This window comes from Streptococcus cristatus ATCC 51100 (assembly GCF_000222765.1).
GTDB lineage: Bacteria > Bacillota > Bacilli > Lactobacillales > Streptococcaceae > Streptococcus > Streptococcus cristatus.
Genome location: NZ_AFUE01000006.1, coordinates 234,814 through 255,235 on the forward strand (window position 1 = coordinate 234,814; position 20,422 = coordinate 255,235).

The following is a 20,422-nucleotide window of genomic DNA, read 5'->3' on the forward strand; positions in this document are numbered from 1 at the left end:
CTATATTTTATAAATTTAACTGTTTCTTTGTAGGTAGTGAGAAAAGAAGAGCAATCCTACTAATCCTAGAATGAATAAAAGATTAATTTTAATAACAAATAAGCTAAGTAGGGTATTAATTAGGCCGTGAAAAATGGCGCAATAAAGGATCGACTTAGTCTTTTTGAAAACAGCTGCTAGAAGAATACTGAGATAAATTGCAAATAGACTGAATAATATAAAAGGCATCCTACTTTGGGAACTTCCAATCACAAACCATAAAGGTACATGCCATATTGCCCAAATACAACCTGTTATCAAACCGGAAATCCAAAAGGAGAATCTAGTTTCCAAAGTTGGTTGCAAGATGCCTCGCCATCCCAATTCTTCTTCGCCACCATAAACACAGACTGCACTCAAAAAAACAACAAACAAATTTCCTAGTGGAAAAGCCGGATTAAGCTCCTTAGATGAGAAAGCAATGACACCTGTCTGCACGAAAATTAGTAAAAGAAATAACAAAATATCTTTCTTTGAGTCCCCTAAGATAAAAGATACTATGCTTTTAATGGATTTTTGAGGCAAACAAGAAATGGCTGCAATGGTTGGACCGAAACCTCCCAGTAAATGGAGAAAGACTCCTAGTGGACTTGTTAGACTTAAGAGGCTCATTTGTGTCAGAAAAGCGAGCAATCCCCAACCAAATCCCCAAGAAATGAGAAAATTAATCAGTAAAAATTTTGTTATCTTATTATTTTGTAAATGTTTCATTTGTTTCGAGTCTCTCCTCAGCATACTCAATCATCTTCTCTGCAGTTGCTTTGTCATAGGGGAAGCCGATTTTGAGAGAGAAGGCTTGGGCTTCTTTGTGGAAAAAGTCCATGGTATCTAAGAGAGACTGGGTAATTTTTTTCTGGTCGGAAAAGTCAAGCAAGGCTGTAAATTCCTTCTCTTTCTCAGCAGGCAAATACTGAAAGAGGTACTTGTAGTTCTTGCCAACATCGACCGTCCCCTTATCTGCTGCCACTTGCCAAGCTAAAAGCTTGAGCAATTCTTGCTGGCAGATTCCATATAGATGATCCGTCGCATAGACAAGGTGGTTTCGATGAATGCCCTTGACTACATAAGCTGACACCCACCAGAATTCATTGCAGGATTTGTCAAAGTCAGTCGCACTGGCTGGTGCCGTCCAATAGCGCTTGGGTGTCGGTGCATAAGGAGCAAACAGTCCCTGCGGGTCATCCAGCACCGTGAAATCCGCTTCGCTATCCACCCATTCTTTGATGTATTCCTTTGGGCAAAGGGTCAAATCTATCCTATTGCCATCTTCAAAGAGCATGAGATAGAGGCGGCGATGGCCTAGTAGGACATGCTGCTCGATCATGCGCTTGCCAAACCTTTCCAACCAAGCAAGGTCAGCTATCAGACTATCAAAATTCTCCACAATATAGACCACATCATAGTCTTGGAACTCGTCCTTTGGAGCCTTTGGGTTTGTCCGCGAGCCGGACATAGCGACAGCATCAACCTGTAGCACTTTTGCGGTTTGCAAAATCACATCAAACATATCGGTTTCAGTTCTCATGGGAATACCTGCCTATTACTTCCAATTTTGTTAAGATTTTTCTCGATATTAAACAATTTGATTACAAAATATTGATTTATTTTCTTCAATCTCTGTATTACTTCCCGTTTAATTATTAATTTTCTTAAGTTTTTATAAATTCTATAGAGTGATAATTTTTTAATCCCCATTCTTTAAGAGTATTTTTAATGGATTTTTCATCGTTTTTGCTAAACTCATCAATATAAACTTTTACGTTTGGCAATATTTCAAATATCCTTTGGAAGTATAATTTATCTGGAGAATCTTGATCTTTAAGATTAAAACCAATAAAATAAATTTCTCTAACATCAGAAATTCTTTCTAAAAATTTTTTCATTTGTTTAGATTCTAGTCTATTCTTTACAGGCTTTCTAACCGCCTCAATGACAGAATTTATGTAAGAACCTAAAGAAAGCGGATTAAAATCCTCTTCAACATCCTTTTCTACATTATGACCTACCAGATACTCACCTGTAATAATACTTCCGTGTATGTGAAAAACATCCTCTTCTTCAACACCGTATTTATCTTCCAATATCGTTGTATAATTGAAAGTTAGATATAGTGCAATTCCTTTTGATTTTAAAACACTTTCCTTGATAGGTAAAAGACTTTTATACTCTTCCGATTTTGAGATGGTATTAATCCATTCACTAAATAAACTATTCGTTGCATATTGATAAAAGTTTTTTAAAGTTTCTGAGAAATCCTCTATATAGTTTGCTGTTCTAAAATAATCTATATCTTCTTCAGAATCATAGAAACTATTCAGTTCAAATTCGATATCACTTATCTTTGCTAAAGAATTTTCAAAATCTCTCCAATCTTCTTTGTATTTAACAATCGATGATATTAGCTCAAAATATTTACCTGCAACTTCTTGATCATTGTATACAATCTCTCCATGATTGCCAGTTAAATAGTCCGGAATTTCAAAATCATAAAAAAACGTACATCTATTTCAGGAATATTTTCCTCTTCTTCAATTTCTTTATAGTTATAAGCTTGCTGATATACAAATCTTTTAAACTGTAAATAACTTGTCTTTAAGCCGTGAGCAAGATCAAATCCATTTCCTATAACAAACAATTTTTTCATAATAATCTTTTAATTTTTACAATTTACTCTCTCAAAACACCATCTCCCCACTCTCTTCAAGCGTAAACTTGACATTATCCTCAATCCACTTGCGGCGTGGTTCGACCTTGTCGCCCATGAGGACATTGACGCGGCGTTCGGCGCGGGCCAGGTCTTCGATGGTGACACGGATGAGGGTGCGGGTTTCGGGATTCATGGTGGTCTCCCAGAGTTGGTCGGCGTTCATTTCACCGAGCCCCTTGTAGCGCTGAAGCATGGCACCCTTGCCAAACTTGCGGCGCAGGTCATCCAGCTCACCATCGGTCCAGGCATACTCGACAACTTCGCTCTTGCCCTTGCCCTTGGACATCTTGTAGAGAGGGGGCAGGGCGATATAGACACGGCCAGCCTCGACCAGCGGGCGCATATAGCGATAGAAAAAGGTCAGCAGCAAGGTCTGGATATGGGCACCGTCAGTATCCGCATCGGTCATGATGATGATTTTATCATAGTTGGCATCCTCAAGGGTAAAGTCTGTCCCAACACCCGCTCCAATCGTGTAAATCATGGTGTTGATTTCTTCGTTCTTGAGAATGTCGGCCATCTTAGCCTTGGCAGTATTGATAACCTTACCGCGTAGAGGCAGGATAGCTTGAAACTTACGGTCACGGCCTTGCTTGGCAGAGCCACCGGCAGAGTCTCCCTCGACCAGATAGAGTTCGTTCTTGGCTGGATTCTTGGACTGGGCAGGGGTCAGCTTACCAGAGAGCAAGCCCTTGTCTTTTTTATTCTTCTTGCCATTGCGGCTTTCGTCACGCGCCTTGCGGGCCGCTTCCCTAGCATCTCTGGCCTTGATAGCCTTGCGGATAAGGTTAGATGCTAGCTCACCATTTTCCAAGAGGAAGAAGGTCAGCTTGTCAGAGACGATGGAGTCCACGGCAGGACGAGCCAAAGGGCTGCCCAGCTTGTCCTTGGTCTGGCCTTCAAACTGCAGGTGCTCCTCTGGAACTAGGATAGAAAGAACAGCAGCTAGACCCTCGCGGTAGTCCGAGCCTTCCAGATTCTTGTCCTTTTCCTTGAGCAGGCCGGTCTTTCTGGCATAGTCGTTCATGGCCTTGGTAATCGCGGTCTTGAGTCCCGTCTCGTGGGTACCACCGTCCTTGGTGCGGACGTTATTGACAAAGGACAGGATATTGTCTGAGTAGCCGTCGTTGTACTGGAGGGCAACCTGAACTTGGAAGCCACTCTCCTCCCCCTCGAAATAGAGGACAGGCGTCAGGGTTTCCTTGTCTTCGTTGAGATAGCTGACAAAGTCTTCAACTCCGTTCTCATAGTGAAACTCTACTTCTTCGCCAGTCCGCTCATCTGTCAGCGACAGGCGGACATTCCTGAGTAGGAAAGCTGATTCCTTAAGACGCTCTGCAATGGTGTTGTACTTAAAGTCCGTCGTTGAAAAAATCGTATCATCCGGCATAAAGGTCACTTTGGTCCCAGACTTAGACTTAGGAGCCGTACCGATTTTCTTGAGCGTGGTGACAGGTTTTCCGCCATTTTCAAAGCGCTGCTTGTAAACAGCCCCGTCGCGCGTAATTTCCACTTCCAGCCAGCTGGACAGGGCATTGACGACAGAGGAGCCTACACCGTGGAGACCGCCTGAAGTCTTATAGCCGCCTTGGCCGAACTTACCGCCGGCGTGGAGAACGGTGAAAATAACCTCAACTGTGGGAATGCCCATCGCGTGCATGCCGACCGGCATCCCGCGTCCGTGGTCTGCGACGGTCAGACTGCCGTCTTTGTTTATCGTCACATCGATCCGGTCACCGAAACCTGACAAGGCTTCATCGACTGCATTATCCACAATCTCCCAAACCAGATGGTGGAGTCCCGCTCCGTCGGTCGATCCGATATACATCCCTGGACGTTTGCGGACCGCATCCAACCCTTCTAATACCTGAATGGCATCATCATTGTAATTGTTAATATTGATTTCCTTTTTTGCCACAAGGAACCTCCTGCATGATAGTCATCCTTATTATCTTACAAGTTTTTGATAAATTTTGCAAAGTTTTTTTCTAAAAAATACCCTTTAAAAGGCTGATAGAATCTGGATTTCAAGTGATTTTGGAGAAAGGCAGCCTAGCTGCAAGCGTCAGACTAGACAATTCTATAAAAATATTCTTATCATAGTTCTTTGTCCAAGTTCCAAATCATGGTATAATAAAATCATGATGAACACGATAATTGGATTAGTACTAGCATATTTACTGGGCTCCATCCCGACAGGTTTGTGGATTGGGCAGATTTTCTTTAAAAAGAACCTCCGCGAATATGGCAGTGGCAATACTGGCACGACCAACACTTTCCGTATCTTGGGAAAGACGGCGGGGACGGCTACTTTTGCTATCGACTTTTTCAAAGGTACACTGGCAACGCTGCTGCCGCTTTTCCTACATATTGAAGGGATTTCACCACTGATTTTTGGTCTCTTGGCCGTGATTGGCCATACCTTTCCAATCTTTGCTGGCTTCAAAGGCGGCAAAGCCGTGGCGACCAGTGCAGGAGCTGTTCTGGGCTTCTCGCCCGCTTTCTTTATCTACCTGATATTTGTCTTTGTGACAACTCTCTATCTGGGAAGTATGATTTCTCTAGCCAGCGTGGTTTCTGCAAGCGTGGCTATCCTGTCTGTCTTGATTTTTCCTGCTTTAGGCTTTATCCTACCTAGCTATGATTTCCTCTTTACCCTGATTATCATTCTCTTAGCGGCTATTATCATCCTTCGTCATCGGGACAATATCCAGCGGATTCGAAATAAAACTGAAAACCTAATCCCTTGGGGCATCAACTTGACCAAGCAAAATCCAAAAAAATGAGAGTGGGACGGAAATCGGTAATTCGTTAGAATTCGATTTCGTCGTCCCACCTCCGCACAGTTGAGTAGGGCTGTAAATGCTGATGAAATCAGCGTAGTATAGCCCACTCAACCACTGCGTCTTGCTCGACAATCCAAAAAAACAATTGAGAGGCTAGGACTTTTGTCCCAGCCTCATTTTTTTAATCTTTTTGAATTTTTTTCAGGCTTGATACGCCTAAGGTTCCCAGAACCAGTCCGAAGAGGGAAAGAAGGATAGGATTCTTGCTTCCTGTTTTTGGAAGAGTTCCTTGTTTGCTTGCTACTTCTGTCGGACGAACCTGTGCTGGAGCTTGATAGGTTGCCTTATTTGCTGCTGGCTGAGCTGTATTTGGCTTCTCAACAGAAGGTTCTTCTTGTGGTTTTGTCTCAGGCACAACTGGATGATTAGGTTGGCTAGGAACTACTGGACTGCTTGGTCTTGTTGGAACTTTTGGATTAGTTGGGTTAGTTGGGTTAGTCGGATTGGTTGGGTTTGCTGGATTGCTCTGTCCAGGCTTAGAGGCAGCATCTTTTGGATCAGTGCCCTGCTGGATTTCCTCGATATCTGTGTAACCATCTCCATCTGTATCCTTGCTAGCAGACATAGAAATCGTGCGAGAATTTGGATTGATTGCTGCATAAGCGGTCAAATCTGCACTTTCCAGATATTCTGCAAAGGCCACGTCCATAGATGGCCCTTCCTCACGCGCACCACCCAGCATGGTATAACCATCACCACCAGCTGCTAGGAAGTCATTGGTTGTCAGGTAATAAGTCTTAGCCAAGTCAAGGGCTTCATAAGCACCTGTTTCTTTATTTTTGATTTCAATGCGAAGGATCCGTTTCTCTGCTGGCAGAGTTGTGTCATAGTAAACTTTGGCACCAGAGACTTGCAAGAAACCGCCGCTTGGCTCTAGCAATGGTTGGCCGTTTTCATCCAAGACAGGTTTTCCATCTTTTTCTTGCAGGATTGAGCCTAAAGATTTGGCAAACATATCTGCGATATTCTGACCTGTTACCTTAATTTGAGAAATGGTGTTACCGAATGGCAATACAGCGATGACATTTCCCTTTGTGATGGGCTTGTCTTTGGCAATGGTTTCCCGTAGGCCGCCACCATTGGTCACAGCCAAGTCTGTTTTGTTGGCAAAGCCTGTTTGGCCGTATTTGTAAAGGGCATCTGCTACTACATTTCCCAGATTGGTTTCTCGAACACGGACATTTTCACGGTCACCATTAAGCTCCACAGGGCTATTAGACACGATTACCTTGGCATTTTCTGCATCGTATTTTTCCTTAATCTTCTTAACCATCTCTGCTACAACTGGGTCTGGATTAGCTTTTTTAGCTGTTTCAGCCGGGATTTGCTGAGGATTGCCCAGAAGTTGGTTGGCCTTGAAAGTAACTTTACCGATATTATGCAAATAACTACCAGTCTGGTTGTAGGTTACATTTTCACCATAAGTAGTGGACTCTACTGTGTGAGAATGGCCGTCAATCACTGTTACGCGCTTGCCCTTCAGCTTGGCATTTTTAGAAAGAGCTTCAGCCAAGGTAGAACCGCGCCATTCAACTGGTGTCGTAGTATCCACACCCAAGTGAGCCAGAACGACATAGTTTTTGTAAGTCTTGCCTTCAGCTGCTGCACGCGCTTCAACTTCGTCAATCACCCGATTAACCTCTGTAATTGGATCCGCGAAAGTCACACCTTGAATATTTTTTGGGTGAGTTTTTGTAGCTGTCTCAGGAGTAGTTACCCCGATTACGACAAATTCATCACCTTCTACATTCTTATCCTTGTCCACAATAGTGGATGCTTGGAAGACACGGGCATTGTTGGCATAAGTATTAGCACTGAGAAGGGGGAAATTGAGGATTTCTTTGTATTTTTTAGCCTCATCCAAACCAAAGTCAAATTCATGGTTACCGACCGCCATAGCATCATAGCCGATTTCATTGAGGATCTTCGCACGTTCTTCCCCTTTTGAACTATTTGAAATTGGCAGACCTTGGAAAGCATCTCCTGCATCTACAACCAGCGTTTGAGGATTTTTCGCACGTTCTTCCTTGATAACTGTTGCGAGTTTGGCATCTCCGATAACACCTTTTTCTTCGACGATACGACCATGCACATCGTTTGTATGAAGAATGGTAGCTTCAGGCAAGCTTGCGTCGGACGCTCCTGATACATCTTGAGCATTAGCTGCGATGGCCGCATTAACACTAGCTTCATCGGCAGAAACTCCACCTGCTTGTGCCAAATCCGTTTCAGCCGGTTTTTGAGCTGGTTCGTTCACATTTGCCACAGCAGTTGCTGGCTGAACCTCATCCGCAGCAACTTGATGATCCAAAAAGGCAGGTGCCAACAGAACCGTCGACAAAACAGGTAAAATAAGATGCTTCTTTTTCATAAATAAAAGCTCCAGTCTATGTTTTTTCTACTATTATACTGTTTTTATTGTAAAAAGGGAATGCCTTTTCAAAGAATCCTTCTTCTTAATACGAAAAACGTTCCAAAATGAAATGGAACGTTGAGTTTATATGAATGTCTGCTAGGCTTGGAAGACGATTTCTCCATCGCAGATAGTATATTTGACTTGGCCTTTCAGCTCTTCTCCAACAAAAGGTGAATTAGCTGCCTTGGAGGCAAAATGGTCGGAAACCAGACGGTCAGCCTTAGGATCGAAAATAGTGATATCAGCAGGGCCTTCTTCGGCTAGAAAACCAGCATTAAAATCATAGAGACTAGCTGGATTGACCGTCATCTTTTCTAAGAGCTCCATGAGGCTAAGATGACCAGCCTCTACCAAGTAGGTCAGTCCCAGAGAAAGCGAAGTCTCAAGACCAGTCATACCAGAAGGCGCCTGAGTGATATCTGCTACATTTTTCTCATCAGCGTGATGCGGAGCATGGTCCGTCGCAATAACAGAAATGACACCAGACTTGAGTCCCTCGATAACTGCCAGACGGTCCGATTCTAAGCGCAGAGGCGGATTCATTTTAGCATTGCTACCCTTGGTCAATAGCAGAGCTTCTGTCTTAGAGAAGTGCTGAGGTGCTGCTTCAGCAGTGACTTGAGCACCTAGCTTCTGAGCGAATTCGACCACCTTTACACTCTCAGCCTTGGACAAATGCTGGATATGCACATGAGCCTTGGCATCATAAGCAATCATGACATCGCGGGCAATCATGCTGTATTCTGCCACACCTGTCGCGCCACAGATATGAAAATGCTCTTTGGCGATATGCTCATTGAAACCGAGTATGCCATTGAGATTAGGGTCTTCCTCGTGCAAGCTGATAAAGGTGTTATTTTTACGCGCTTCTACGAGGGCTTGGCGGACAATGCCAGCATTGGTCAGCGGAATTCCGTCATCTGAGAAACCTACTGCACCAGCTGCCAAGAGATCTTTGAAGTCTGTCAAATGCTGGCCATCAAAATTCTCTGTAATTGTTGCAACCGACTTGATATGGATATTTTCCCGACTAGCCGACTCCAGTACTTCTTTCAGAGTTTCAACCGTAGAGATAGTCGGATTAGTATTGGCCATCATAACAACTGTCGTAAAGCCACCTGCTGCTGCTGCCAAGGCTCCCGTGTGAATGTCTTCTTTATGAGTCTGACCTGGCTCCCGGAAGTGAACGTGAATGTCGACCAGACCGGGGGCAACGACCAAACCACTAGCATCTAGGACTTGGGCATCAGCCGCTTCCAGATTTTGGCCGATTTTGACAATTTTCTTGCCCTCCACCAGCACATCGCACACTTGATCCAGACCAGACTTAGGATCCATTACACGGCCATTCTTGATTAGTAGCATTTTGTATCTCCTTTATTCGTAAAAATCGACCTGCGTGTCGAGCAGTTTATCACCATCATAAACAAATTTGGCTGAAAAGAAGGGCTTATCCTCCAGTAGCCACTCAACAAAGGTATGATCTCCTTCCCAAGTCGGCTTTGAAAGAACCTGATCGTAAGGCACCCATTCCAAAGTACCTTCATTGCAATCAATCAACTCTCCTTCAAACTCCGTCACCTTGAAAACATAAGTGTACCAGTCCAAGTCGGGAGTGAATTCTGGAAAAGTAATAATACCTTTTAGGACAGGCTTGGCCTTTAGTCCTGTTTCCTCTAGAATCTCGCGTGCCGCGCATTCCTGCGGGGTTTCTCCTCGCTCTAACTTACCACCGACTCCAATCCATTTCCCAGCATGAACATCGTTGGGCTTTTTGTTGCGATGCAGCATGAGAAACTCCCGGCCATTATCGATATAACAAATCGTTGCTAACTGAACCATACTACCTCCTAAGCTAACCAATCAATAGGTTCCAAGCCATTAGCCACTAAAAAATCATTAGTCCGTGAAAAGGGTTTGCTGCCAAAGAAGCCACGGTAGGCAGACAGCGGACTTGGGTGAGCCGACTCGATAATCAAATGTTGGGAATTGATAATCAGGGCTTTTTTCTTGCGGGCGTAAGACCCCCATAGTATAAAGACAACTGGATCTGACTTTGCATTGACAACCTTGATAATAGCATCTGTAAAAGGCTCCCAGATTAAGCCAGCATGCGCATTGGCTTGACCAGCAGGCACTGTCAGCCCAGCATTGAGCAAGAGAACACCTTGCTGAGCCCAAGACGTCAAATCATGCGACTCCTTCACGCCGATATCATCGGCCAGTTCTTTGAGAATATTCTGTAAAGAAGGCGGAGCTGGAATGTCATCAGGCACCGAAAAACTCAAGCCCTGTGCCTGTCTCGGTCCGTGGTAGGGATCCTGCCCCAAAATAACCACCTTAACATCTGCTAAATCTGTCGTCTGAATCGCATTAAACACCTTTTCCCGAGGTGGGTAAATGGTTCCCGAAGCATACACTTCGTCTAAAAAATGATTGATTTTTGCAAAATAACCTTCTGGCAGCTGCTCCTTAATCAAAGCGTGCCAAGCTGAATGCTGCATATCTGTCTCCTTACGTCTCAATTTCACGAACTTGTTCATCTAGCTCTATGGCCGAATAATGGTCAGCTAGATAAGATCTAAAGCGACTCCAATTTTTCTCTTTATATTTAAGTGGCATAAACTGTTCCCTATAGTCTTGATTTCTGACAATAAGGAAGAACTTCGGTGGCAAAAAAGACTTGGATTTCTTGCCCTTGTATCGACTATATTTCTGATATTTATTCAAGAAAATCTGCCAAATTTGAGAATCCATCTTCCTAAAACAGAAATAGTTGTGATAAGTAATGAGGCAATTCTTATAAGTCAAAAGCTTTAATTCTTTGTCATAAAAGTCAGCCTCCTCTTCTATTGTTTCAAAATCAGGAGTTGGGGATAATTCCTCCGTCATTCTCTTAAGATATTTTCTATGCCTGCTGATATGCTCAGTTAATTCAAGAAATCGAACAAAAGCGAAACCAGAAATAATAATTCCACAAACAACCTCTACAAAAGCACTTTTTCTCTCGCTCTTACTTGCTGCTTCCCATACAAATCCACTTCCTATATAATTCAAATAGGAAAAAGCAAAAACAGTCAGCAAGATCAAAAGTAATAGAAAGAAAATTTTATATATAAAATTTAAAAATAAACTTCTCTTTATCATAATATTTTAGAGACAACCTCCTTGGAACAAGGCAATAAGCATTTCTTTTTCTATCTAATCCATCTAAGCGCTCTTCTTAGTTCTGTGGTGCCATTTTCTAGAAAACAAGAACCATGGGCTAGGATGATTTTTTCTGGTTGCCAAGCTGAATGCTGCATATCTGTCTCCTTTTTATTTTACATTCCATACCTATAGGCAACTAAGCTGACAAGTCTAGTTAGACCTTCTTTTCCCAAAATTTCATGCGAGTCAAGTCGAGCGGATATTGGGTCAAGCCAACAGCAGATAAAATCAAAATCTGTGGCAAAAACTGAATCAGGTATCGCGTCTTGCCTCCTTCGAAAATCTGCAGAAAGAGCAGGCCACCGAAAACTGCCAAGCTTAAAAAATTCAAGGAATCGTTTGGTCGATATTTCCAAAGGGCAAAGACCAGCCCCAAAGCCATGACAATCCAAACTGCCTGCTTGAGTAGCGAATAAAATCGAAAACTATTCTTATCAGAATTGAGGAAAAAGTCACGGATAAACTGGGCGAATGCATTGTCTTTTGTGAACTCATAAAGCGGTGAAATATAAGGTGTCTTTTCATTTTCAACACTGCGATAGAGCCAACCCAAGTTTCCTTCAGCAACTGTCAAAGAGTGTTTATAATACAGGTGTTGTAGAAAGGTCAGCGGGGTGTATTCTTTCAGACGGCGCTTGATTTCTTTGATGACATTTTCCTTGGCAAACATGCCGTTATTGTAGTCAGCTCGCTTGTCAGGTTCGACGTATTGCAAGAGCCCTTCCTTCATGTCTTCCTGATCGTGACCGATATTGGTTAGGCCCAGATTGATGAAAAGTAGTGGCCCTTTGGCCAGTCCTTGGCCTTGGATGATCGGCACTTCTGTCTGGTGAGCCAGACTATAATGAAGTGGAAGGTAGCCTGCTGAAAAGCTTAGAGCAAAGACCGCCGCAGTCAAGAAAAACTTGTTCCAGTTTTGTCTCAAAAACAAAACTCCAAAAACAGCAATCAATAGAATCATCACTGTCGGACGAATCAAAAAGGCAAGACTGGTCAGAATCCCTAATAAAAGGCCTCTAGAAATGATTTGGCGACTATTCCCCTTATTTTCCAACAGACTCAGAGCCAGAAAAATCTGTAGACTAATCAAAGGCAAGGGAGGAATGTCCGTGTACATAGACATGTAGTAAGGCGAAAATCCGACCAAGGTCACATAAAGACTAAAAACCGCATCGGCTGTAGCCTGCGAAAAATACCGTTGACAGCCTTTGTAGAGGATCCAAGACGCAATATTGACGTAAAAAAGATTGAGTCCCTGCATAATCCAAAGAGCCGCTTCACCAAAAAGATTAAAGAAAAAGCGCTCATAGAGAAAGAGGGGCAGATTATTAGGATTGCGCGTTAGATAGCTGGAAATAGAGGACTCCTTCAGGTACTTGAAAGCCCCTGTGAAAACCACCGCTGCGTCCCGTCGAATCAAAAGCTCAGCCGATAGGAGCATGATGAGCTGAAAAAGGAGAGCTGCTAAAGCAATGGCCAGCTTGTGCCTCATCAAAAAATGATAAGACTTTTTAAGCTGAAACCGATAGCGATTCGCTAGGATTGCCAAGACTCCAAACAAAATCAGAGCCAAGCTACTTAACTGCGACACATGAAAAATAGCTGTAAACAGCCAATGAAGACTCAATACCAGCATGATTTTTTGCAGAATCAAAAAAGTGATATGATAAATCTTAGACATGGCTTTATTATAACAAAATCAGCCACTTTTTGCTATTTTAAAAAGTGAGCAGAGGCCAAGTAAATCCTAAAAAGGAGACAGAAACATGCTAGTCCCGCCTCCTCGTACCTTCTTAATTTTGCCAGTTTTCTTGATCGTCTTTAAACTTCTTCAGCAAAGTCAATCCTTCTGCATTGATGTAGCCTTCTTGCTCAGCCAAGTGGATAAGCTCTGTGTAGTTAGACAAGGTCACCAACTTCACGCCTGCATCCGCAAAGTTCTTATCCGCCTTTGGCAATTCGTAGGTGAAAATGGCTGCGGCACCGATTACATCTGCTCCTTCACGCTTAGCTGCCGCAATAGCATCCAAGACAGAGCCGCCAGTGGAAATCAAATCTTCAATCACAACCATCTTTTGACCAGGAGCTACCCGGCCTTCAATCTGATTGCCCGCCCCGTGATCTTTTGGTTTACTGCGGATATAGGCAAAAGGCAGATTCATCTTGTCGGCAATGATAGCACCGTGAGGAATACCCGCCGTTGCTGTCCCCGCGATCACTTCCACATCAGGAAATTCCGCACGAATCTTTTCAACAAAGCCATTTTCGATCAAAGTTCTAGTCTCTGGGTAGGCCAAAGTCACTCGGTTATCTGTATAAATCGGTGATTTAATCCCAGAAGCCCAAGTAAAAGGCTCCTCTGGTTTCAAGTAAACCGCTTTGATTTTCAACAAGTCGCGTGCAATATCGTTGGCTAAAGTCATTTTTCACTCCTTATACATCTGTTATTCGTTTCATTTGAAATTCTTATTTAGCTATTCCACTGTTTCTTAATTTCGTGATAAGCATCCCAAGGATTTTCAGCCTGAATAATCGGGCGACCAACCACAATATAATTGCTGCCAATCTGATGAGCTTCCTGCGGCGTCATGACCCGTTTTTGGTCACCTATTTCAGCACCTGCTGGCCGGATACCTGGCGTCACGCAAAGAAAATCGTCCGCCGTAGCTGCCTTGATGAGTTCAACTTCCAAAGCTGAGCAAACAACCCCATCCAGCCCAGCTTCCTTGGCCTTGCGGGCATAGTTAACAACCGATTCCTGCACGGTTGTTTGGATATTTTGACAGTCGCGCATATCTTCTTCACTGGTCGAAGTCAACTGGGTTACCGCTACCAGCTTCGCATTGTCACCGAGAACTTTTTTGGCCTCCCGCATCATCTCAACGCCGCCAGCCGCATGAACCGTCACCATATCAATACCAAATGTTCCCAAAACAGACATAGCTGAACGCACGGTATTAGGGATGTCGTGCAATTTCAAATCGAGGAAAATACTATGTCCCAAGCCTTTCAGATAATGCACAATTTCTGGACCAATAGCATAAAAGAATTCCATGCCGATTTTGACGTACAGTTTTTCATCTTCAGGGAAATGCTCCAGAAAGTTTTTGACATCATCAAAAGATGGAAAGTCTAGGGCGATAATAGGACGTTCTTCACGCATGCAGTTCTTCTCCTTGCTTGTTACTTACTATAAAGATGATTACAATCATAGAAAAAACCTTGCCCGAGAGCAAGGTTACACGAAAATGTGGCAAAATCTGCCATTTTAAACGTATGCGCCTTAGAGCCTCTCTGGACTTCTTTAAAGGTTTTGTCTTAAACATTCTATAATTTACTGGGAAGTTTGTCAAGAGAAAATCAAGCTTAAAGTAAATTTTCTCTGACTTCTTTTCTCAAGCTTTCTAAGCTTTCAATGCCGTATTTATACATGACTTGCGGAAGCTTTTCTATAATGTTAGGACAGGCATAAGGGTCGGTAAAATTCGCTGTTCCGACGCCGATAGCTGATGCGCCAGCGATAAACATCTCCAGCGCTGCCTCTGCCGAGTCAACTCCCCCCATGCCAATGATTGGTAGTTTGGTGAACTGAGCGACCTGACGAATCAGCTTGAGTGCTACAGGAAAGACAGCTGGACCAGACATGCCACCTGTTCCATTAGCAATGATCGGCCGCTTCGTTTTCAGATCGAAACGCATTCCCACCAAGGTATTGATCATAGTCAGTCCGCTCGCGCCCGCATCTTCTGCCGCCTTGGCCACTTGGGTAATATCTGCTACGCTGGGGGTCAATTTGACATAGACTGGGACTTGGGAGGCAGCAACTGCTGCTTTTACCGCTTCATAGGCTAGATCAGTAACTTGCCCGATTAAAAGACCCGCATTGCCATGATCCACATTGGGGCAGGAAATATTGAGCTCAATCGCCTTGACATTGGGAGCTTGGGAAATTTTTCCAGATACATAAGCATATTCTTCATTGGAAAAACCGGCCACATTGGCAATAATCGGTAAGTCCGGATAGTGCTGAGCCAGCCAAGGAAGTTTTTCAGCCAAAACTGCATCGACCCCTGGATTTTGGAGACCGATAGCATTAAGCATACCAGCTGGCGTCTCAGCCACACGGGGCGTTGGATTGCCAAAGCGGGGATGTTGCGTCGTCGCCTTGATCATGATAGAACCCAGTAGATCCAAGTCATAGTATTTGGCATACTCTTGACCGAAGCCAAAACAACCTGAAGCTGGAATGATTGGATTTTTCAGCTCTAATCCTGGCAGAGAAATTTTTAAACGATTTTCAGGCATTTCCTTATCCTCCTAAAGCACGATGGTCCCAGTCTCAAAAACTGGACCGTCTTCGCAAACCCGCTTATTGACCGCTTCATCCTGGCCTGCCACATGAACGACGCAGGCATAGCAGGCACCCATACCACAAGCCATCCGAGACTCCATTGATAGATAGGCATGGGGATGATCATGAAATGTCCGATCCACATACTGGAGCATACCGAGCGCTCCACAAGAATAGACCGCAGCAAACTCTTCTGTCAGCTCGTCAACAATGGTTGATACATAGCCCTTTTGACCATAACTGCCATCATCTGTAGTGATAAACAACTGACTGCACTCACGAAATTCTTCTTCCAAAATAACCGCAGATTGATTGGCAAATCCTAATACTGCTGTAACGTGGGCACCCTTAGCATGCAGTTCTTTGGCCGTTTGTAAGAGAGGAGGCACACCGATACCACCACCAATGATCAAGACCTTGTCACCCTTTTCTACTGGAGACAAATCAAAACCATTTCCCTGAGGTCCCATGACATCAAGATAGCTACCGACAGGAAGCTGAGAGAAAATGGCAGTCCCGCCACCTTCGACCCGATAGATAATTCGACAGATATTTTTCTCCCGATCAATCTCCGATATAGAAATCGGACGTCGCAGCAGCTTGTTATCATCTGGCACTCGAATATGCAGGAATTGCCCGACCTGCATCTGGCTCACCATCTGGCCTTTCAGGCGCATCGAAAAAATCTGAGGCGCAATTTCTACCTGCTCCAGCAGCTCCATTTGCTCCAGCATAATCTTGCCAAATCTCTTTTTACAACTGTCACTAACCATGACAACCTCACTTTCTACAAGAAAAAACCTCGCCACAGCAAGGTTTTGCAAAAAACGAGGCAGTCAAATTGCCCCTTATACCGTTTTTCCTACCTTGCAGCCTCACTGGACTTGATTAAAGGTTAAATTGTAAACATTATATCGTTAGAGATGAGGAATGTCAAGGCATAAAAAATATTAGAATTTTCAAATGTTCTCTAAGGAATCACAGTCTTACCAGCTCTTGTCAAATTCACTATTTGCATTTGCCAGATAAAAACTGCCATCTTCCTGCCGCTTGAAAATCAAGGTTACTGAATCATATTTTCGTTCTATGTTTCGAAAGTTTCTATAATTGGCCTGTAGTGATAAGGGGCTATTGCTCATGCCACTTCCATAAATATTAAGTTCTGAAGGAAGTCCAAAACGCTCAACAACCTCTTGATATGTCATTCCACCTTTTCCATATTGACTATCACCCACTGTCAATGTATCCATATCTTCTGGCTTCCACTTAAAAACAAATTCGTCTTTCGTCGCTGAAGGATAGTTACTGTCATCTAAATATACTGCACTTTTACTTATCAAATAATAGTTCTTGCCATTCGAATCAGGGTCATAAAAAACCAAATTGATTTCCTGAGGATGTCCCGATGAGCCATATCTCGGAACATCTATAATTCTTGTCTTATAAGTTAGTATCAATTCTTTTGTAGCAAAATTCACATCTGAACCCTTACCGTATTTCGCAATGACTTCTTCTAAAGTTGGGCTATTAGTCCCCCCATTTCCCACTTTGAGTTCTACAAAATTATCCAATGTCCAATTAAAAGCAAACTTCTCTTCATCTTCCTCAACAATTTTCTTTTTCAGCTCCTTTTGTTCTTGGGTCAATGTTGATTCATCATCATTTTGCTGACTAGCCAAGCTGTCTCTACTAACTGACGAGGCTCTATCGTCATATTTGTACTTCAATTCAGCTTTATTAGGAACCTGTTGCGATAAATAATAGAAGCCAAAGAACAAAGCAAAAGAGATTGCCAAACAAAGAAGGGTAAAAGCCAAGCTAATTCTTTTTTTCTCCTCCTTCATCGTCATCATTCTGAGCTCTTCTCGTTTTAGCTTTTGTTGACGATAAAGGTCTCTTTTGATCTCTCTAAACGAATGAAGATCACGTTTTTTCTTGCTACTTCTCCTCATTTTCCTCCTCTTTCTTATCGATTTAGTTTACTCACTTTCTTTAGACACCAAACGCCATCTACCATCTCCTTGCTTGTAGAATTCTAAATGAACTCTTTTCAATTGTTCTGGATTTTGCCAAGAATGCGGATTAACATAATCAACCCGCATCTTCAGTTGATTGTCGTCTCCAGAAATCGTCTGATGTAGAGGTAAGCCGACTTTTAAAACAATCTCATCATATGGTGTACCTTTAGCTGTTCCTTCTCTAGCACCAATAACAAGACTATCGATGTATTCTTGCGTCCATAAAAAGGATCTATTAGGATTGTTATCCACCTGAATTTTATCACTTGAAAGGCTAAAATGGTATTTTGAAATGAGCTTATAGACACCATCAAATTCAGCAAAGGTTAAAGATACATAGCCCATACTACCATTTTTCGATTTCCAGATAAGGCGAATATGTTTTTGAACTTTATGATTTGGCAAAAAATCAATCCAAGCCCCACCTTGAACTGGTTTCCCAAATTCCTTTAAAACATCTTCCAAGACGGCTCCGCCCTTGTATTTGTTCATGGGAAGCGCGACTGCCTTTTCAACTGTCCAAAGAAAGGGACCGCTTTTTTCTGGAGAAACGATAAGACTTTTAGCGAATTGTTCTGCTTCAGCTTTCTCATCTTCCAAACTATTTGATGACGAACTAATCTGGCTAGACGGAGTTGGCGTCTGCTTGGCTTTGCTTTTTCCTGATAGAGAAAGTGTTAAAAAAACTGTTCCAATAATAGAAAATACAACAATAGCTACTACCATGAATGGTAAAAACTTAGATTTATAGGTTTGCTTTTCTAACTCGAAAGCAATATCTTCAAACGAATCTTCTTGTCTCTTCATCACTGCTCCTTATCAGTCTAAAAACTCATCATATCATGAATAGATCGAGATTGCAAAATGTACCTCAGTCTGTTTATATAGAGGAAAGCACAAATTCCTCGTCTTTTCTACTTGCTTTGGCTGCCTAAGGAGGCAATAAGTCCTCCTATCTTTCTCTTCTATCGATATGACTAGTAATTGTCGTCAACCGAAAGACGCCATCTTCTTGACGGTGTAAGATTAAATGAACCCATTCATTATTATATCTTTCATCTGAAGTTAAGTATTGGAGTTCCAAGCCAATATGTTGGCTATCTGCCGCATCCAAGCGCGAAATAAAAACTTCTGATTCTCTAGGTTGGCCAAATAATTGAATGATTTCTTCGTAGGACATACCAGGATTGCCTGTGCTCTCGTCACGAACTTGTAAACCAGCAATTTCATCCTTGGTCCAGAGATGGGGACTATCTCCCTGAGACAAAGTTGGATAGGCCTCATCGAAAATATTCGCTCTCTTCCCAATGAGATGATAGCCTGCTCCATCTTTTTCAAATGTCAACCTTAAACTACTATGACGGCCTTGAATACTCTCACTGACATAGCTTAATTCAATATTCCCATTGCTCTCAGTATAAAAAAAGCTTGAAGCCTTGCCATGCTTTTCAAGGATTTGATCCAGAGAAGCTCCGTTTTGACCAGCTGCAGTCTCCTTAATTTGCAGATTGATGATGTCATCAGTTGTCCATGTAAAACGATGGTTTCCTCTCTCTAAAACTTTCTCTTCTAGCCTAAGCTCCTCTGATGACTTTTGACGAACAGATGAAGACATGCTGCTTCGCCCAAGTCCCTCATAAGCTGATTTAAGTCCCCACATGATCATCACCTTCCCAAGTGGAATCATTAAGCAAATTGTCAAAAATACTATAAAAATAGTGATGGGTAGTCCTACCGAACGATTTTTATAGTCATCATCTTTGGCCATATCGCCCTCCTTATTTCCTTCATTTTAGCATAGGAAACTTTAGCAGGCAAACATTTGCTAAACTTCTGATTTATCAGGAAAAAATCCCCAGTTTATGATAAAATAGACCTATGAGAATTCAACAATTACACTACATTATCAAAATCGTCGAGACAGGCAGCATGAACGAAGCTGCCAAGCAACTTTTTATCACCCAGCCTAGTTTGTCCAACGCTGTGCGAGATTTGGAAAATGAAATGGGCATCGAGATTTTCATTCGTAATCCTAAAGGAATCACCTTGACCAAAGACGGCATGGAGTTTCTTTCTTATGCCCGGCAGGTGGTTGAGCAGACTCAGCTTCTAGAGGAACGATACAAAAATCCTGTCGCCCACCGCGAGCTTTTTAGCGTCTCTGCCCAGCACTATGCCTTTGTGGTCAATGCCTTTGTCTCATTGCTCAAAAAAAGCGACATGGAGAAATACGAGCTCTTTCTGCGGGAAACTCGGACTTGGGAAATCATTGATGACGTGAAGAACTTCCGCAGCGAGATCGGTGTCCTCTTCCTCAACAGCTACAATCGTGATGTCCTCTCTAAAATGCTGGATGATAGCCATCTGATTGCGACCCATCTCTTCACAGCACAGCCCCATATTTTTGTCAGCAAGTCCAATCCGTTGGCCAAGAAAAAGCTGGTACAACTGTCAGACTTGGAAGATTTCCCTTATCTCAGCTATGACCAAGGTACTCACAACTCCTTCTACTTTTCTGAGGAAATTCTCTCACAGGAGCACCATAAAAAGTCCATCGTTGTCAGCGACCGCGCAACCCTCTTTAACCTTTTGATCGGTCTGGATGGCTACACGATTGCGACTGGTATTCTCAACAGCAACCTCAACGGTGATAATATCGTCTCCATCCCTTTGGACATCGATGACCCAATCGAGTTGGTCTATATCCAGCACGAAAAGGCTAGCCTGTCCAAGATGGGCGAGCGCTTTATCGAGTATTTGATTGAGGAAGTACAGTTTGATAAATAAAGTAAAACACCTGAAACAAGCATCCAGTGCTCACATCAGGTGTTCTTT

At 43.0% G+C, this 20,422-nt stretch carries 20 protein-coding genes and 1 pseudogene; 2 read left to right on the top strand and 19 right to left on the bottom strand.

All coding sequences use genetic code 11. The features are described 5' to 3' along the window. Positions 1-15: 15 nt before the first annotated feature. The 5 genes from HMPREF9960_RS04630 to parE all read right to left on the bottom strand — a co-directional run bounded on the left by HMPREF9960_RS04630 (position 16) and on the right by parE (position 4,664). Positions 16-750, bottom strand: a complete 735-nt coding sequence (locus HMPREF9960_RS04630; RefSeq protein WP_005589665.1) for a CPBP family intramembrane glutamic endopeptidase — start codon at positions 748-750, stop codon at positions 16-18. Continuing rightward, entirely contained in the window at positions 731-1,564 is an 834-nt protein-coding gene (locus HMPREF9960_RS04635; protein WP_005589664.1) for an aminoglycoside 6-adenylyltransferase, read from the bottom strand. The genes HMPREF9960_RS04630 and HMPREF9960_RS04635 overlap by 20 nt, the downstream gene beginning before the upstream one ends. 124 nt (positions 1,565-1,688) lie before the next feature. Further along, positions 1,689-2,516: an AbiH family protein gene (locus HMPREF9960_RS04640; protein WP_368085725.1), complete on the bottom strand. Its 828-nt coding sequence runs from the start codon at positions 2,514-2,516 to the stop codon at positions 1,689-1,691. Next, positions 2,501-2,683, bottom strand: coding sequence for an AbiH family protein (locus HMPREF9960_RS10785; protein WP_005592178.1), 183 nt, complete (start codon positions 2,681-2,683; stop codon positions 2,501-2,503). The genes HMPREF9960_RS04640 and HMPREF9960_RS10785 overlap by 16 nt, the downstream gene beginning before the upstream one ends. Before the next feature lie 31 nt (positions 2,684-2,714). Next, complete coding sequence (parE, locus tag HMPREF9960_RS04645; RefSeq protein WP_005589662.1) at positions 2,715-4,664, bottom strand: DNA topoisomerase IV subunit B; 1,950 nt, start codon at positions 4,662-4,664, stop codon at positions 2,715-2,717. Between the two features lie 223 nt (positions 4,665-4,887). Here parE and plsY point away from each other — a divergent pair, with 223 nt between their 5' ends. Next, positions 4,888-5,532 (top strand): glycerol-3-phosphate 1-O-acyltransferase PlsY, encoded by a 645-nt coding sequence (gene plsY, locus HMPREF9960_RS04650; RefSeq protein WP_005589661.1) that lies wholly within the window; start codon positions 4,888-4,890, stop codon positions 5,530-5,532. 181 nt (positions 5,533-5,713) lie between these two features. On the opposite strand, the gene nt5e is transcribed toward plsY, so the two are convergent. The 14 genes and pseudogenes from nt5e to HMPREF9960_RS04715 all read right to left on the bottom strand — a co-directional run bounded on the left by nt5e (position 5,714) and on the right by HMPREF9960_RS04715 (position 19,355). Then, positions 5,714-7,963, bottom strand: coding sequence for a cell surface ecto-5'-nucleotidase Nt5e (gene nt5e / locus HMPREF9960_RS04655; protein ID WP_005589660.1), 2,250 nt, complete (start codon positions 7,961-7,963; stop codon positions 5,714-5,716). Between the two features lie 141 nt (positions 7,964-8,104). Further along, positions 8,105-9,373 carry a dihydroorotase gene (locus tag HMPREF9960_RS04660; RefSeq protein ID WP_005589658.1) on the bottom strand — a complete coding sequence of 423 codons (1,269 nt, stop codon included), beginning with the start codon at positions 9,371-9,373 and terminating at the stop codon, positions 8,105-8,107. Between the two features lie 12 nt (positions 9,374-9,385). Further along, entirely contained in the window at positions 9,386-9,850 is a 465-nt protein-coding gene (locus HMPREF9960_RS04665; protein ID WP_005589656.1) for an NUDIX hydrolase, read from the bottom strand. 8 nt (positions 9,851-9,858) lie between these two features. Then, positions 9,859-10,512, bottom strand: coding sequence for a uracil-DNA glycosylase (locus HMPREF9960_RS04670; RefSeq protein WP_005592226.1), 654 nt, complete (start codon positions 10,510-10,512; stop codon positions 9,859-9,861). Positions 10,513-10,522: 10 nt separating this feature from the next. Next, the gene (locus HMPREF9960_RS04675) at positions 10,523-11,155 is read right to left on the bottom strand and encodes a hypothetical protein (RefSeq protein ID WP_005589652.1); all 633 of its coding nucleotides are present in this window, start codon (positions 11,153-11,155) and stop codon (positions 10,523-10,525) included. Between the two features lie 50 nt (positions 11,156-11,205). After that, positions 11,206-11,310, bottom strand: a pseudogene (locus HMPREF9960_RS10440) (DUF4336 domain-containing protein); the annotation flags it as partial. A gap of 62 nt (positions 11,311-11,372) precedes the next feature. Continuing rightward, on the bottom strand, positions 11,373-12,899 hold the full coding sequence (locus tag HMPREF9960_RS04680; protein WP_005589650.1) for a glycosyltransferase-like membrane protein: 1,527 nt from the start codon (positions 12,897-12,899) through the stop codon (positions 11,373-11,375). A 112-nt stretch (positions 12,900-13,011) separates the two neighbouring features. Further along, positions 13,012-13,641, bottom strand: coding sequence for an orotate phosphoribosyltransferase (pyrE, locus tag HMPREF9960_RS04685; RefSeq protein WP_005589648.1), 630 nt, complete (start codon positions 13,639-13,641; stop codon positions 13,012-13,014). 47 nt (positions 13,642-13,688) lie between these two features. Beyond that, entirely contained in the window at positions 13,689-14,381 is a 693-nt protein-coding gene (gene pyrF / locus HMPREF9960_RS04690; RefSeq protein ID WP_005589646.1) for an orotidine-5'-phosphate decarboxylase, read from the bottom strand. Positions 14,382-14,584: 203 nt separating this feature from the next. After that, on the bottom strand, positions 14,585-15,523 hold the full coding sequence (locus HMPREF9960_RS04695; protein ID WP_005589644.1) for a dihydroorotate dehydrogenase: 939 nt from the start codon (positions 15,521-15,523) through the stop codon (positions 14,585-14,587). 12 nt (positions 15,524-15,535) lie between these two features. Next, positions 15,536-16,342 (bottom strand): dihydroorotate dehydrogenase electron transfer subunit, encoded by an 807-nt coding sequence (locus HMPREF9960_RS04700; RefSeq protein ID WP_005592250.1) that lies wholly within the window; start codon positions 16,340-16,342, stop codon positions 15,536-15,538. Positions 16,343-16,555: 213 nt separating this feature from the next. Continuing rightward, positions 16,556-17,521 carry a hypothetical protein gene (locus HMPREF9960_RS04705; protein ID WP_005589640.1) on the bottom strand — a complete coding sequence of 322 codons (966 nt, stop codon included), beginning with the start codon at positions 17,519-17,521 and terminating at the stop codon, positions 16,556-16,558. A gap of 27 nt (positions 17,522-17,548) precedes the next feature. Further along, on the bottom strand, positions 17,549-18,394 hold the full coding sequence (locus HMPREF9960_RS04710) for a hypothetical protein (protein ID WP_005592141.1): 846 nt from the start codon (positions 18,392-18,394) through the stop codon (positions 17,549-17,551). Between the two features lie 145 nt (positions 18,395-18,539). Beyond that, on the bottom strand, positions 18,540-19,355 hold the full coding sequence (locus tag HMPREF9960_RS04715; protein ID WP_005589636.1) for a hypothetical protein: 816 nt from the start codon (positions 19,353-19,355) through the stop codon (positions 18,540-18,542). Positions 19,356-19,465: 110 nt separating this feature from the next. Between HMPREF9960_RS04715 and HMPREF9960_RS04720 the strand changes: the two genes are divergently transcribed. Next, positions 19,466-20,374: a LysR family transcriptional regulator gene (locus tag HMPREF9960_RS04720; protein ID WP_005589634.1), complete on the top strand. Its 909-nt coding sequence runs from the start codon at positions 19,466-19,468 to the stop codon at positions 20,372-20,374. Positions 20,375-20,422: the final 48 nt, after the last annotated feature.

Coding starts and splice junctions, on each gene's coding strand:
- HMPREF9960_RS04630 (WP_005589665.1), bottom strand. CDS start 750: ATGAAACATTTACAAAATAATAAGATAACAAAATTTTTACTGATTAAT.
- HMPREF9960_RS04635 (WP_005589664.1), bottom strand. CDS start 1,564: ATGAGAACTGAAACCGATATGTTTGATGTGATTTTGCAAACCGCAAAA.
- HMPREF9960_RS10785 (WP_005592178.1), bottom strand. CDS start 2,683: ATGAAAAAATTGTTTGTTATAGGAAATGGATTTGATCTTGCTCACGGC.
- plsY (WP_005589661.1), top strand. CDS start 4,888: ATGATGAACACGATAATTGGATTAGTACTAGCATATTTACTGGGCTCC.
- nt5e (WP_005589660.1), bottom strand. CDS start 7,963: ATGAAAAAGAAGCATCTTATTTTACCTGTTTTGTCGACGGTTCTGTTG.
- HMPREF9960_RS04660 (WP_005589658.1), bottom strand. CDS start 9,373: ATGCTACTAATCAAGAATGGCCGTGTAATGGATCCTAAGTCTGGTCTG.
- HMPREF9960_RS04665 (WP_005589656.1), bottom strand. CDS start 9,850: ATGGTTCAGTTAGCAACGATTTGTTATATCGATAATGGCCGGGAGTTT.
- HMPREF9960_RS04670 (WP_005592226.1), bottom strand. CDS start 10,512: ATGCAGCATTCAGCTTGGCACGCTTTGATTAAGGAGCAGCTGCCAGAA.
- HMPREF9960_RS04675 (WP_005589652.1), bottom strand. CDS start 11,155: ATGATAAAGAGAAGTTTATTTTTAAATTTTATATATAAAATTTTCTTT.
- HMPREF9960_RS04680 (WP_005589650.1), bottom strand. CDS start 12,899: ATGTCTAAGATTTATCATATCACTTTTTTGATTCTGCAAAAAATCATG.
- pyrE (WP_005589648.1), bottom strand. CDS start 13,641: ATGACTTTAGCCAACGATATTGCACGCGACTTGTTGAAAATCAAAGCG.
- pyrF (WP_005589646.1), bottom strand. CDS start 14,381: ATGCGTGAAGAACGTCCTATTATCGCCCTAGACTTTCCATCTTTTGAT.
- HMPREF9960_RS04695 (WP_005589644.1), bottom strand. CDS start 15,523: ATGCCTGAAAATCGTTTAAAAATTTCTCTGCCAGGATTAGAGCTGAAA.
- HMPREF9960_RS04700 (WP_005592250.1), bottom strand. CDS start 16,342: ATGGTTAGTGACAGTTGTAAAAAGAGATTTGGCAAGATTATGCTGGAG.
- HMPREF9960_RS04705 (WP_005589640.1), bottom strand. CDS start 17,521: ATGAGGAGAAGTAGCAAGAAAAAACGTGATCTTCATTCGTTTAGAGAG.
- HMPREF9960_RS04710 (WP_005592141.1), bottom strand. CDS start 18,394: ATGAAGAGACAAGAAGATTCGTTTGAAGATATTGCTTTCGAGTTAGAA.
- HMPREF9960_RS04715 (WP_005589636.1), bottom strand. CDS start 19,355: ATGGCCAAAGATGATGACTATAAAAATCGTTCGGTAGGACTACCCATC.
- HMPREF9960_RS04720 (WP_005589634.1), top strand. CDS start 19,466: ATGAGAATTCAACAATTACACTACATTATCAAAATCGTCGAGACAGGC.